This is a genomic window from Vibrio sp. V08_P9A1T1 (assembly GCF_963874405.1).
Lineage (GTDB): Bacteria > Pseudomonadota > Gammaproteobacteria > Enterobacterales > Vibrionaceae > Vibrio > Vibrio anguillarum.
In genome coordinates, this window is the sequence record NZ_CAWNIB010000266.1 from 5,635 (window position 1) to 19,564 (window position 13,930).

Annotated in this window: 10 protein-coding genes, 1 tRNA gene and 2 rRNA genes; 6 read left to right on the forward strand and 7 right to left on the reverse strand. The window is 45.3% G+C overall.

Annotation, left to right across the window (positions count from 1 at the left end):
- Nucleotides 1–23: 23 nt before the first annotated feature.
- From AACT21_RS12390 to typA, 4 genes are all read right to left on the reverse strand, one after another.
- On the reverse strand, nucleotides 24–956 hold the full coding sequence (locus AACT21_RS12390) for a bifunctional GNAT family N-acetyltransferase/hotdog fold thioesterase (RefSeq protein ID WP_017043511.1): 933 nt from the start codon (nucleotides 954–956) through the stop codon (nucleotides 24–26).
- A 72-nt stretch (nucleotides 957–1,028) separates the two neighbouring features.
- On the reverse strand, nucleotides 1,029–1,463 hold the full coding sequence (gene dtd / locus AACT21_RS12395) for a D-aminoacyl-tRNA deacylase (RefSeq protein WP_013855445.1): 435 nt from the start codon (nucleotides 1,461–1,463) through the stop codon (nucleotides 1,029–1,031).
- A complete protein-coding gene (locus AACT21_RS12400; protein WP_017045688.1) occupies nucleotides 1,435–2,349 on the reverse strand; it encodes a virulence factor BrkB family protein in 915 nt (304 codons plus the stop codon). The genes dtd and AACT21_RS12400 overlap by 29 nt, the downstream gene beginning before the upstream one ends.
- Nucleotides 2,350–2,482: 133 nt before the next feature.
- Nucleotides 2,483–4,306, reverse strand: coding sequence for a translational GTPase TypA (typA, locus tag AACT21_RS12405; protein WP_010319743.1), 1,824 nt, complete (start codon nucleotides 4,304–4,306; stop codon nucleotides 2,483–2,485).
- Between the two features lie 500 nt (nucleotides 4,307–4,806).
- On the opposite strand from typA, the gene glnA reads away from it, so the two are divergent.
- The 6 genes from glnA to add all read left to right on the forward strand — a co-directional run bounded on the left by glnA (nucleotide 4,807) and on the right by add (nucleotide 13,321).
- Complete coding sequence (gene glnA / locus AACT21_RS12410) at nucleotides 4,807–6,216, forward strand: glutamate--ammonia ligase (protein ID WP_017043509.1); 1,410 nt, start codon at nucleotides 4,807–4,809, stop codon at nucleotides 6,214–6,216.
- Nucleotides 6,217–6,364: 148 nt separating this feature from the next.
- Nucleotides 6,365–6,946 carry a DUF4124 domain-containing protein gene (locus AACT21_RS12415; protein ID WP_017048709.1) on the forward strand — a complete coding sequence of 194 codons (582 nt, stop codon included), beginning with the start codon at nucleotides 6,365–6,367 and terminating at the stop codon, nucleotides 6,944–6,946.
- 134 nt (nucleotides 6,947–7,080) lie between these two features.
- Nucleotides 7,081–8,127: a nitrogen regulation protein NR(II) gene (gene glnL, locus AACT21_RS12420; protein ID WP_026027507.1), complete on the forward strand. Its 1,047-nt coding sequence runs from the start codon at nucleotides 7,081–7,083 to the stop codon at nucleotides 8,125–8,127.
- Nucleotides 8,128–8,166: 39 nt separating this feature from the next.
- A complete protein-coding gene (gene glnG / locus AACT21_RS12425; protein WP_013855452.1) occupies nucleotides 8,167–9,570 on the forward strand; it encodes a nitrogen regulation protein NR(I) in 1,404 nt (467 codons plus the stop codon).
- Between the two features lie 105 nt (nucleotides 9,571–9,675).
- Entirely contained in the window at nucleotides 9,676–12,225 is a 2,550-nt protein-coding gene (locus AACT21_RS12430) for an EAL domain-containing protein (RefSeq protein WP_445285942.1), read from the forward strand.
- A 91-nt stretch (nucleotides 12,226–12,316) separates the two neighbouring features.
- Nucleotides 12,317–13,321 (forward strand): adenosine deaminase, encoded by a 1,005-nt coding sequence (add, locus tag AACT21_RS12435; protein ID WP_094125495.1) that lies wholly within the window; start codon nucleotides 12,317–12,319, stop codon nucleotides 13,319–13,321.
- A gap of 198 nt (nucleotides 13,322–13,519) precedes the next feature.
- On the opposite strand, the gene AACT21_RS12440 is transcribed toward add, so the two are convergent.
- From AACT21_RS12440 to AACT21_RS12450, 3 genes are all read right to left on the reverse strand, one after another.
- Nucleotides 13,520–13,596, reverse strand: a tRNA-Asp gene (locus AACT21_RS12440).
- A gap of 29 nt (nucleotides 13,597–13,625) precedes the next feature.
- Nucleotides 13,626–13,741 (reverse strand): 5S ribosomal RNA (gene rrf / locus AACT21_RS12445).
- A gap of 87 nt (nucleotides 13,742–13,828) precedes the next feature.
- Nucleotides 13,829–13,930: ribosomal RNA gene (locus AACT21_RS12450) — 23S ribosomal RNA — on the reverse strand; the annotation flags it as partial.

The window sequence follows — 13,930 nt, forward strand, 5'->3', positions numbered from 1 at the left end:
TCGTGTGATCCAGAAACCGATACTTACTCAGCCGATGATGCGGCGGCTAACAATGCCTTGTAATTGGGGATCAACATATAGGTTCCCGTAAATTCAACGGCGGGTTTACCGCCACTGGTGATAGTGACATTGACGACGATACGCGCTTTACGTCCACTGGCTAAACGATCTAAATCGCCACTAATGCCATCCAATGAAGTGAAGGCTAAAGGGTTATGCACCACAGGGTGACGATAGCGGATGCGGCTATCAACCAAAACAATATCGCCATTCAGGCTTCGCTCACGCATCAGCAACCACGCCATTCCCCATCCGGTCAAGGTGGCAAGGGTAAATGCCGAGCCTGCAAATAAGGTGTTGTGTGGGTTCAAATTCGGATTGAGCTGAGCGCTGCACTCAAATTGGTAGCCCGTATATTGAGTCACCTTAATGCCCATTTTTTCGCTGATAGGAATGTGCGTGGCCCAGCGTTCTTGCAGTTCAGTACACCATTCAGGTTTGCGAATCACATTGGCCATGGGATCGAGCGGTTTGACCATTTGTTGATGTCGAACCGGACCGCGTTCATCATTGAGCGAGCCCCGGCGTTCAAAACCGTTCTTTTCATAAAATGCAATCGCATCTTCACGGGCGCTACAGACTAGGCGCTTTGCACCTTCTTGACGAGCCAGCGACTCTAGCGCCACCAGCACCAAAGAGCCCATACCTTTATTGCGACGGCTACTTTTAACCGCCATATAGCGAATTTGCCCTTCGCAATCTGGCGTAATGTACAAGCGACCAATGGCAATCGGTCGGTTACGACCATCGACAATCATCCTGTGGTGGCTCATGCCATCATACTCATCACGCTCCGAGCCGATCGGTAGATGCCATGGCTCACGCAGCATTTGCCAGCGAAAATGGTAGTATTTATTCAGTTGGTTGTCGGTACTTGGCGTAATCAGTTTAAACATTTGGTTATCCCTAAATCACAGCCTCTCATACTCCGCATGATCCCAACGAAGGAGGCTCTATCCATTTCTTTATTAAACCTGAAGCCAGAATGTCACTGGGCCATCATTAATCAGCGAGACTTTCATATCTTGTGCAAAGCGGCCACGCTGAGTTGGCAAAATGTGCTCACACAAATCCGAAAAGTAATCGTACAGACGCTCAGCATCAGCAGGGTGTGCACCTTTTGAAAATCCGGCACGCGTCCCCTTTTTGGTATCGGCTGGCAATGTAAATTGAGACACCACTAAAACCTGACCGTTCACTTGTTGCACGTTCAAGTTCATTTTTCCCTCTTCATCTTCAAACACGCGGTACTGAGTCACGCGTTCGACTAGACGTTTGGCCTTTGCCTCATCGTCATCTCTTTCGACCCCAAGTAGCACCAGTAAGCCTTGATTGATTTCGCCAACCACTTCCCCATCAACACGTACCGCCGCTTCACTCACTCTCTGGATCAACGCTATCACTCTGATTTCCCTTTATCATTTGCTCGGAGATAGGCAATGAGTTTAGCATTTCTTGCTCATTGCTCCAGTGCTCTTTTTCACCCAAAGTCGCCGTCACCTCCGCCCCAACGAGCACAATCATCCAGCATAAGTAGACCCACACAAACAGAATAGGGATCGCCGCCAGTGCGCCGTAAATCAGTTGATAGGAGGGAAACTGAGTAATATAAGCAGCAAACCCTTTTTTACTGAACTCAAATAAAATAGCCGCCACCATTGCCCCGACCAAGGCGTGTGAAAGATGCACTTTTTTATTCGGCACCAGCAGGTACAAACCGACAAAAGCAGAGAATGACAAAATAAAAGGTAGCCAGCGCAGCAACAAATTATAAGCACCAGAGAGTGCTTCGCTGTCAATAATCTTGAGTGAGGTAATATACGAGGTTGCCGCAATACTCGCGCCGACTAAAATTGGCCCGAGCGTAAGAACCATCCAATACATTGAAAAAGAGAGCACCATGCGCCGTTTATCTTTAACTCGCCAAATGTAGTTTAAATTCTTGTCAATATTAGAAATCAGCATTAAAGCTGCAACGAATAAAAATACCCCGCCCACGGCCGTCATCTTACCTGTATTCGCGATAAATTCGAGCAACGCCTCTCGCACTACATCGCCTGCGGCAGGCACAAAATGGGTGATCACAAAATCTTGAATAACCATACCGACATTGGCAAAAATAGAAAATGAAGAGAGAATTGATAACAGCACGGTAAGCATAGGTACGATCGACAACAACGTGATATAAGCCAAATAGCCCGCATTAACATTGACGCGGTCATGATCCATCCGGCTGAGTAAATAACGCGTAAACAGTAAACATTGTTTGCCAAGCTTTTTGATTTTCAAATGCCTTCTCCCTGCTTATTTTTATCATCAATCACCATTCTATACCTAAAACTGACTATATTGCAGATAAGCAAAAGGCGAGAAGTACACTCCTCGCCCTTAGATTAACTCGTTAACTTATACCATGACGGTATTAGCCACGGCTTGCACGTTTACGATCATTCTCAGTTAAATGACGTTTACGGATACGAATGCTCTGTGGGGTCACTTCCACTAGTTCATCGTCGTCAATAAACTCAAGTGCTTGCTCAAGTGTAAACTTGATTGCAGGTGACAATACTTGCGCTTCATCAGTACCAGAAGCACGAACGTTTGTCAGCTGCTTGCCTTTCAAGCAGTTCACTGTTAGGTCGTTAGAACGGTTGTGGATACCGATCACTTGGCCTTCGTACACTTCATCTGCGTGCTCAGTAAATAGGCGACCGCGCTCTTGTAGGTTGAACAGAGCGTAAGTCAACGCTTTACCTGTCGCGTTAGAGATCAACACGCCGTTGTTACGTTGACCAATGTTACCGCCTTTGTGCAGGCCGTAATGATCAAACGTATGGTAAAGCAAACCTGAACCTGAAGTTAAGGTCATGAATTCTGTTTGGAAACCAATCAAACCGCGAGAAGGCATCATGAAATCAAGACGCACACGGCCTTTGCCGTCTGGAGTCATGTTCGTCAGCTCACCTTTACGTAGGCCGATTTTCTCCATCACGCCGCCTTGGCTCTCTTCCATCACATCGATCGTTACGGTTTCGAACGGTTCCATTTTCTGGCCGTCTTCTTCCTTCAAAATAACTTCAGGACGAGAAACCGCAAGCTCAAAGCCTTCACGACGCATGTTCTCAATCAGGATTGATAGGTGAAGTTCACCACGACCTGAAACGCGGAAGCGATCTGGGTTGTCGGTTTCTTCAACACGCAATGCTACGTTATGAACAAGCTCTTTTTGCAGACGCTCAAGGATATTACGTGAAGTCACGTATTTACCTTCTTTACCTGCAAACGGTGAGGTATTGACTTGGAAAGTCATGGTCACTGTCGGTTCATCAACGGATAGTGGCACCATGGCTTCAACACAGTTTTGGTCACAAATGGTGTCTGAAATTTTCAGCTCACCTAAACCTGTTACCGCAATGATGTCGCCAGCGTTAGCTTGTTCAACTTCGTTACGCTCAAGGCCAAGATAACCCAGAACTGTACCAACTTTACCGTTACGTTTCTTACCATCAGCACCGACAACTGTTACTTGTTGGTTCGCTTTTACGCTACCACGAGTCACACGACAAACACCGATAACACCAACGTAAGAGCTGTAATCAAGTTGAGAAACTTGCATTTGTAGTGGGCCATCAAGGTCAACTTGTGGTGACTCTACATTGTCAACGATCGCTTGGAACAAAGGTTCCATGTTTTCGCCAACTTCACCTTCGTTAAGTGTCGCCCAACCGTTCAGTGCAGAGGCATAAACCACTTTAAAGTCGAGCTGCTCATCCGTTGCACCAAGGTTGTCGAATAGGTCGAACACTTGATCCATAACCCAATCAGGGCGAGCACCAGGACGGTCAATTTTGTTAATAACAACGATTGGTTTCAAACCGTGAGCAAAGGCTTTTTGTGTTACGAAGCGAGTTTGTGGCATTGGACCATCAACCGCATCAACAATCAGCAAAACAGAGTCAACCATTGACATGATACGTTCAACTTCACCACCGAAGTCGGCGTGTCCTGGAGTATCTACGATGTTGATACGGAAATCATTCCAGTTAATGGCTGTATTTTTTGCAAGGATAGTGATACCGCGCTCTTTCTCGATATCGTTCGAGTCCATGACCCGCTCTTCCGTATTACCGCGAGACTCTAACGTACCTGACTGTTGCAGCAGTTTATCAACCAACGTTGTTTTACCGTGGTCAACGTGTGCGATGATCGCGATATTTCTTAATTTATCAATCTGTGGAGTAGCCATGGATTTTGCTTCACTTATTAAGGGAGTAACTCGCTTCGGCATGAGGCCGCAACGAGCATAGAACTTGATTAAAAAAACGGTCAATAATGTACCAGATTTTGGCGAAAAACCTAGAAATATGTGATCTATCGCGCTGATTTTCGCTCACCACAAGCTTAGTCCGCTACTTGCTTTAAAACAAATTGCATCAAAATGGACTAAATCAGCATTGACAAGCCTAGTAAACCTAGGCTGAATAGTGTGCGCTTTGGTAGTTAATGGTGCAACATAAAACTCAAGGCACCAAAATAGTGCAAATAAGGATCTTTTTGGTGCAGAGAGGCATTAAAATTCGACAAAGAACAACCAAAGCACTTGAAATTAAAGGATTAATTTAATTGGCACGAATTTAGCTTTATTAGAAACAGCATCGATTAATAAGTTTAGAATGAAATTAATCAATGCTAGTTTCAATTCGATTCGGGCCATTACCGCTTTAATAACACTGGAGGTTATCCAAGATGTCAGTAGAAAACGTTCTATCGCTGATCCAAGAAAACGAAGTTAAGTTTGTTGACCTGCGCTTTACCGACACGAAAGGCAAAGAGCAACATATCTCTATTCCTGCTCATCAAGTCGACGCAGACTTCTTCGAAGAAGGTAAGATGTTCGATGGTTCATCCGTTGCTGGCTGGAAAGGAATCAATGAGTCTGACATGGTGATGATGCCTGATGCATCAAGTGCAGTTCTTGACCCGTTCACAGAAGACGCAACACTTAACATTCGTTGTGACATTCTAGAGCCTGCAACCATGCAAGGCTACGATCGTGACCCACGCTCTATCGCAAAACGCGCAGAAGATTACATGCGTTCAACAGGGATCGCAGACACCGTTCTTGTCGGTCCAGAGCCAGAGTTCTTCCTTTTTGATGACGTGAAATACACCAACAATATGTCTGGTGCCTCATTCAAAATTGATGATATCGAAGCGGCTTGGAACACTGGCGCTGAAATTGAAGGTGGTAACAAAGGTCACCGCCCTGGTGTGAAAGGTGGTTATTTCCCTGTTGCACCGGTTGACTCATCACAAGACATCCGTTCAGCCATGTGTTTGATCATGGAAGAGATGGGCCTCGTCGTTGAAGCTCACCACCATGAAGTAGCGACTGCAGGTCAAAACGAAATCGCCACTCGCTTTAATACGCTAACTACTAAAGCCGATGAGATCCAAATCTACAAATACGTGGTGCACAACGTTGCGCACGCCTTTGGTAAAACAGCAACCTTCATGCCTAAGCCTCTGGTTGGCGACAACGGTTCAGGTATGCACGTTCACCAATCTCTTGCAAAAGATGGTGTAAACCTATTTGCTGGTGACAAGTACGGCGGTCTATCTGACTTAGCGCTTTACTACATTGGCGGTATCATCAAGCACGCGCGTGCCATCAACGCATTTGCTAACCCATCAACAAACTCGTACAAGCGCCTTGTCCCTGGGTTTGAAGCACCGGTAATGCTAGCTTACTCGGCTCGTAACCGTTCTGCGTCTATCCGTATTCCAGTAGTACCAAGCCCGAAAGCACGTCGTATCGAAGCTCGTTTCCCAGATCCAGCAGCAAACCCATACCTAGCGTTTGCCGCTCTTCTAATGGCTGGTCTTGATGGTATCAAGAACAAGATCCATCCAGGAGAAGCGATGGATAAAGATTTGTACGACCTACCAGCAGAAGAAGCCGCTGAGATTCCAAAAGTAGCCGAGTCACTTGAAGTGGCACTAAAAGCACTGGATGAAGATCGCGAATTCCTGACCGCTGGCGGCGTATTCTCTGATGATTTCATCAACTCATACATCACGCTAAAAGCAAAAGATGTAGAACGCGTCAACATGGCCGTTCACCCACTAGAATTTGAATTGTACTACTCGGTATAATTCTTAGCTTTGGTGCAAAATGTAACTTAGGTTACGGATTTATCAGGCTCGCCTCGCAGGTGAGCCTTTTTCATATTTGGGGTTAATTCCGGACGTCGTAACATTAGCGTTACAACAATAACGGCACTCGAAAGCCGATACCCTTAACGTGAAAACATCTCTATATAGGGGGATGACTGTGAATTTGATCCGAATTTTACTCCTAACACTCATCATGCTTTATTCCGCGATTTCAATTGCACAAAACGTCTATACGTGGGTGGATGCAAACGGCGTGTTGCATCTTAGCGATGTCCCACAGGATAAGGGAGCAAAGCAAATTTCGATTCCTGATTTTCAGGCCGATGCGCCTGAGCCAACCTTTGAAACCTCTCACCCCGTCACTGACCTCACCAAAAATCTGCCACAGGAAAAATCCGCAACCCATGTCAACAAAATAGAACCGTTGACCATTGCAATTCGCTCTCCGGCTGACGATGAAACCTTACGCAGCAATGCGGGCGTTATTTCAATCAACGCCGAACTCAATCGCAACTTAACCGTCAATGAACAGTTGCAATTGGTCATGAATGACAAGGCCTATGGCGCCCCCGCCACTCAACCTACTTGGACGCTGAAAAATCTAGATAGAGGAACGCATCGCTTTTTAATTCAAGTAGTTGTAAACGGCAAGATTATTGCATCGTCTAACCCTGTGACGGTGCATTTACATCGAGCCAGCATCAAGTGATGAACTCTTCGCCAATAAGCTCGATATAACAACAGGTTTCACTTTTTCTTCTGACACCGATGCGCCATACTTAGCCATGCAATGCACCAAAGTTGTGCATTGCATCATTTGGGAACACGGACAAGGATGAAAACGTGAATTGTGAGCTAAGCCAAACGATTTTAAATAATATCGTTACCGCCACCTTGATGCTCGATGAGTCTCTTTGTATCCGTTATGCCAATCCAGCGGCTGAACAACTCTTCTCCCAAAGTGCTAAGCGAATTATCAACCAACCACTGTCAAAACTCATCCAGCACGCTTCTCTTGATTTAGCGCTGCTTTCTCAGCCGTTGCAAAGTGGCCAAAGTATTACTGATAGCGATGTTACGTTTGTGGTCGATGGTAAGCCACTGATGCTGGAAGTGACCGTGAGCCCTATATCTTGGCAACGCGAGCTGATGCTTTTGGTCGAAATGCGCAAAATTGGTCAACAACGACGGTTAACACAAGAGCTCAATCAGCACGCCCAACAGCAAGCGGCAAAACTCTTAGTTCGCGGGCTGGCGCATGAAATTAAAAACCCATTAGGTGGGCTACGCGGCGCGGCGCAACTGCTAGAAAAGATGTTGCCGGACCACAGTCTCACTGAGTACACCCAAATTATTATTGAACAAGCCGATCGACTGCGCGCTCTTGTTGACCGTTTGCTCGGCCCACAAAAACCAGGCAAGAAGTGCTCTGAAAATCTCCATGTAATTTTGGAAAAAGTCCGCCAATTGGTTGAGCTAGAAGCCAGCACACACTTGGTGATTGAACGAGATTATGACCCCAGCTTGCCCGATATTTTGATGGATACCGATCAAATCGAGCAGGCATTACTGAATATCGTCAGCAATGCGGCACAGATTTTATCTCATGATCCGCATGGTAAAATCACACTTCGCACCAGAACAGTGCACCAAGCCAATATTCACGGACAGCGCCATAAGTTAGTGGCACGCATAGAAATCAGCGATAACGGCCCAGGCATTCCTACCGAATTACAAGACACACTGTTTTACCCCATGGTCAGCGGCCGTGAAGGTGGAACGGGGCTGGGTCTTTCTATCTCACAAAACCTGATCGATCAGCACAATGGAAAAATCGATGTTGAAAGCTGGCCAGGTCGAACCACATTTACTATTTATTTACCCATTTGACCGATGTCAGATTGGGTTTGCTGCTAAGGAATAAACATTATGAGTAAAGGATACGTTTGGGTGGTGGACGATGATAGTTCGATCCGCTGGGTGATGGAAAAAACGCTCTCATCAGCCAACATAAAATGCGAAACGTTTTCCGATGCCGAAAGTGTGTTACTGGCGCTAGAAAGAGAAACGCCCGATGTGCTCGTTTCCGATATTCGCATGCCGGGCATGAATGGTATTGAGCTGCTAAACCAAGTTCATTCACGATCTCCTGAGTTGCCCGTCATCATCATGACTGCCCACTCAGATCTTGATGCCGCGGTGAATGCCTATCAAAAGGGTGCCTTTGAGTATCTGCCTAAACCTTTTGATGTCGATGAAACCCTCACCTTGGTTGAACGTGCCATTGCGCATAGTCAGGAGCAGCGCAAAGAACAATCCAATCAACAGATTGGCGTTGATAGTACACCGGAAATCATTGGAGAAGCCCCTTCAATGCAAGAGGTATTTCGGGCGATTGGCCGTTTATCACGTTCCTCAATCTCAGTCTTGATCAATGGTGAATCAGGAACCGGGAAAGAGTTAGTCGCTCACGCGCTTCATCGCCATAGCCCACGCGCCCAAAAACCGTTTATTGCCCTCAATATGGCCGCAATTCCAAAAGATCTCATCGAGTCAGAACTGTTTGGTCATGAGAAAGGAGCATTCACCGGTGCAAACAGTGTCCGCCAAGGGCGTTTTGAGCAGGCCAACGGGGGCACTCTATTCTTAGATGAAATTGGCGATATGCCGCTCGACATTCAAACTCGGCTACTGCGTGTTTTAGCCGATGGTCAGTTTTACCGTGTAGGAGGGCATTCAGCAATCAAAGTGGATGTACGCATTGTCGCCGCCACTCACCAAAACTTAGAAAAACTCGTTCATCAAGGAAAGTTTCGTGACGATCTCTTCCACCGTCTCAATGTCATTCGTATTCATATCCCAGCACTACGTGAGCGAAGCCAAGATATAGAAAAACTGACCAAGCACTTTCTCGCCTCTGCAGCAAAAGAATTAGGCGTAGAAATGAAAACGCTACATCCTAAGAGCATTGAAATTTTGAATCGTCTTGAATGGCCGGGAAACGTACGACAACTTGAAAATATGTGTCGCTGGTTAACTGTAATGGCCAGTGGCAGCGAGGTGCTACCCAGTGATCTTCCTTCCGAATTATTGTCGGAAAAGAAAAATAGTGACTTTGATAGTGCTATAAGTTGGCAACAACAACTCGCAAGTTGGGCTAAATCTTCATTAGCTTCAGGAGAAACAGAGCTGCTTTCTTATGCACTTCCTGAATTTGAACGTATACTTTTGGAAGCAGCACTTCATCACACCAATGGTCACAAACAAGACGCAGCTAAGGTGCTTGGGTGGGGGCGCAATACGTTGACAAGGAAGTTAAAAGAACTTTACTGATAATTTTTTAATGATCAGGTGCAGTGATTCACTTTCTGGCACAATGCAATCACCCACCACCTTGCGTGTTTTACCGATAATTTGTATGGATGCAGAAGACACGACATGTCATTTACGAATCAAATAACGTTGAAAACAGCCGTTGTTCTACCATTTGTTATGATTTTCCTCATAACGATTGGAGTGATTGTGGGTGTACAAAAATACAGTTATGAAGAGATGGTTGATGACATTAGCAGCAAACAGCTTTCATCATTAAATGCCAATGTAGAGCAGCGACTGATCAGTTTTCTCGATGAACCTTTTCAAGCCAGCCTCACTTTAAGCCACACGATCGGCTTTAGTCAGTTCTATTCTGCGGACGATGTCAGTAAAATAGAAGGATATCTGCTTGCCAGTTTTGAAACGCTTTATCGACCGCTAGAACAAATTGATGTGATCGGATTTGGTGGCGAACAGGCGGAGTACGTGGGCTTTCGCAAAGAGATTGGTGATAGTTTCACCTTGATGGTGAAAGATAATCGAACTCAGCAAAACTTGGTGATCTACTCAGGAAAAACCATCAATCAAGATATTCGCTCCACCATTGCCGATTATGATCCAAGAACTCGCCCCTGGTATACTCCAGTTGCACAAAGTTTAAGCCCAAGTTGGTCGCCAATCTACACTAATGTTGATGAACGCCAAGAGATCACGCTCTCTGCTTTAGCACCCGTTTTCTCTATGAACAAATTCATCGGTGTTTTGGTGACTGATGTGAAAATCGATACGTTCAATGCGTTTCTGGCCTCACTGCAACAGAAAACTCATGCCAACGTGTATATTATTGATCCAGAAAAAAGATTGGTGGCTCACTCCAATACCAGCACCGTTGTCTCTTGGGGGACCGAACTGTCGGCAAAAGGAGAGCGACTACTGGCTATCGAAAATGCCAACCCAGTGATCCAAGCCAGTGCACATTATATTGATAACCATGACAAAATGCTGTCAGCAACACTCAACAAATTCGAAACGGTAGTTGATGGCACCCGCTATTTTAATCATCTCACTCCCTTTAAAGATAAACATGGCATCGAATGGTTTATTGGCGTCTCGATTTCAGAAACCGATCTACTTGGTCGATTGCCAGAAAACCAACAAAACAGTTGGATTATTGGCGGTATTGTCAGCCTTATCGGCATTGGTATAGGGCTCATTGCCTTTAATCGAATCACCACTCCAATTACCGCTACCGCGGCTGCTGCTCAGCATCTAGCAAAAGGGGATTGGGAAAGTAACATGCCGAAAGCTGGCAATATTTATGAAACGAGTTTGCTTGTTTATTCATTCAATGAAATGGCCAACAACCTAAAAGCCTCATTTAAGGCATTGCATTCCCAATTGATCTACGATTCCCTAACCAAGCTCTATAGCCGTGAAGGTTTAATTGATAACTTTAGTCAATTAAATCAAATTAATGGCAGCCTATTGCTTATCGGCATCGATAAATTCAGAGATATTAATGACAGCTTGGGGCATCAGCAAGGTGACTTACTATTACAAATTATTGCTGAAAAATTACGCACACTATTTGCAAGCACCTCATGTATTGCTCGTACAGGTGGTGATGAATTCGCTATTTACATCCCCTCTTTACAACAAAAGAATGAAGCCCAATCCGCGGCTAACAGCATATTACAAATGTTTGCTGTCCCATTCTCAATGCATAATGAAAAAGTGGTCGTCAATGCCTCCATTGGCATCGTACTCCCTAATGACACACTCCATACTATGGCGCTATGGTTACGTAATGGTAGCATCGCACTCAGCCACGCCAAGCAAGAGCGCTCAAGGATCTGCTATTACTCTCCAGAGATGGACGATGTTTCTCGTAAACGTACGCAAATGCTCACTCAAATTAAGCTTGCCATAGAGAACAAAGAATATATTCCGTATTATCAACCAATTGTAAACTTATCAACGGGAGATATCATCGGAGCTGAAGCCTTGGCACGCTGGGTGACACCAAGCGGTGATATCATTCCCCCCTTGGAATTCATTCCTATCGCTGAAGAAAGCGGCTTTATTGGCCTGATTGGTGAGCAAATCTTGTATCAAGCGTGTTTTGACACGATGCAAGGCATCAAGATGGGTAAATGGGGATCGACGTTTAAAATGCACGTCAACCTCTCAGTGAACCAGCTATCTCAACCTCAGTTTGTTCATGAACTCAAAGCGACTTTGGAAAGAACGGGGCTTGAACCCAATAACCTCGCTTTAGAGATCACAGAATCAAGAATTGTTGATAACGACCCAGTTATTTTAGCAAACATGAACAAACTCAAAGAGCTGGGCATCCATATCGCGATAGATGATTTTGGTACTGGATACAGCTCCCTTTCTTATTTACATCAACTTCCATTCGATTGTCTAAAAATAGACAGGGCGTTTGTATCGCAGCTCGAACAGACAAATCTCAGTAGCTCAGTCGTTGCGGCAATCATCAACATGACTCGTGGGTTTAATGTCGAAATTGTAGCAGAAGGTATTGAAACCAAAGAGCAAGTCCATCTCCTAACCATGCTTAACTGCACTCAGGGACAAGGCTTTCTGTTTAGTAAAGCCATCCCTTTTTACGAATGGTCAACAGATATGGTAAACATAAAAGCCAAATAAACAGAATTGGGTGATTTAATACTCTTTGCTAGCTGACACTGGCTACATTGATTTTTATACTTGATGCCATACACACTTTCGGAAAAACATAATGATAACTAAAAACCTACCGCTTACTGATTTGCATCGCCATCTTGACGGCAACATTCGAACCAAAACTATCTTAGAACTAGGGCAACGATTTGGTGTAGCGCTGCCAGCTGGCAACATAGAAGAGCTCACACCTCATGTACAAATCGTCGAAGCAGAACCATCATTGGTCGCCTTTTTATCAAAACTTGATTGGGGAGTTGCCGTATTGGGTGATCTCGATGCTTGCCGAAGAGTCGCCTACGAAAATGTCGAAGATGCCTTAAATGCTCAAATTGATTATGCCGAGCTGAGGTTCTCTCCTTACTATATGGCTATGAAACATCAATTGCCTATCGCTGGCGTTGTTGAGGCTGTAGTTGATGGGGTGCAAGCGGGCGTTCGAGACTTCGGTATTCAGGCTAACCTAATAGGAATTATGAGCCGCACATTTGGCACCGATGCTTGTCAGCAGGAGCTAGACGCTATTTTGACTCAAAAACAGCACATTGTTGCAGTCGACTTAGCGGGCGATGAACTTGGGCAGCCGGGCGAGCGATTTATTTCTCACTTTAAACAAGTACGAGATGCAGGACTAAGAGTTACAGTACATGCTGGAGAAGCAGCGGGGTCAGAAAGTATGTGGCAGGCAATTAAAGAGTTAGGTGCAGAACGCATTGGACACGGAGTAAAAGCCGTCCATGACCCTAAGCTAATGGATTATCTTGCCAAACACCGTATTGGCATTGAGTCTTGCCTAACGTCAAACTTCCAAACGAGCACAGTAAACTCTCTTGCTCATCATCCTATAAAACAGTTTTTAGAGCACGGGATACTTGCTTGTTTAAATACTGATGACCCAGCGGTTGAAGGTATTGAACTTCCACATGAATATGAAGTTGCAGCACTTCAAGCAGGCCTTTCTCAAGAGCAGATCAGACAAGCGCAAATTAACGGATTAGAATTAGCCTTTCTTTCAGACTCAGATAAAAAAGCACTGTCAGCTAAAGCCGCTTTGCGTAGCTAAATCTCCTGAACCATACCTCTCTAGCCGATGTTTAATACATCGGCTTTTTTATACCTAAGACATAGAGACCGAAAAGAATAAGAATAGATTGAACAAAGTGTAGCTACCACACGACTGTCCTGAGAGTGATAAAAAATAAAATGCTATTTTACTCAAACGAAAAAAGCCCTGCTATTACTAGCAGGGCTTCTTAATAAGTGGCGGAGCGGACGGGACTCGAACCCGCGACCCCCGGCGTGACAGGCCGGTATTCTAACCAACTGAACTACCGCTCCGCAGCGTGTCTGGTTAGACAATATTCAAAGCCTGGCGATGTCCTACTCTCACATGGGGAGACCCCACACTACCATCGGCGCTGTTGTGTTTCACTTCTGAGTTCGGCATGGAATCAGGTGGGTCCACAACGCTATGGTCGCCAAGCAAATTTCTTAATTCGGAAAGCTGTTTCGTTCTCATTCACACATTCAATGTTCTTCAATTGAGCCCACAAAACCCCTTCGGTGTTGTATGGTTAAGCCTCACGGGCAATTAGTATTGGTTAGCTCAACGCCTCGCAGCGCTTACACACCCAACCTATCAACGTTCTAGTCTCGAACAACCCTTTAGGAC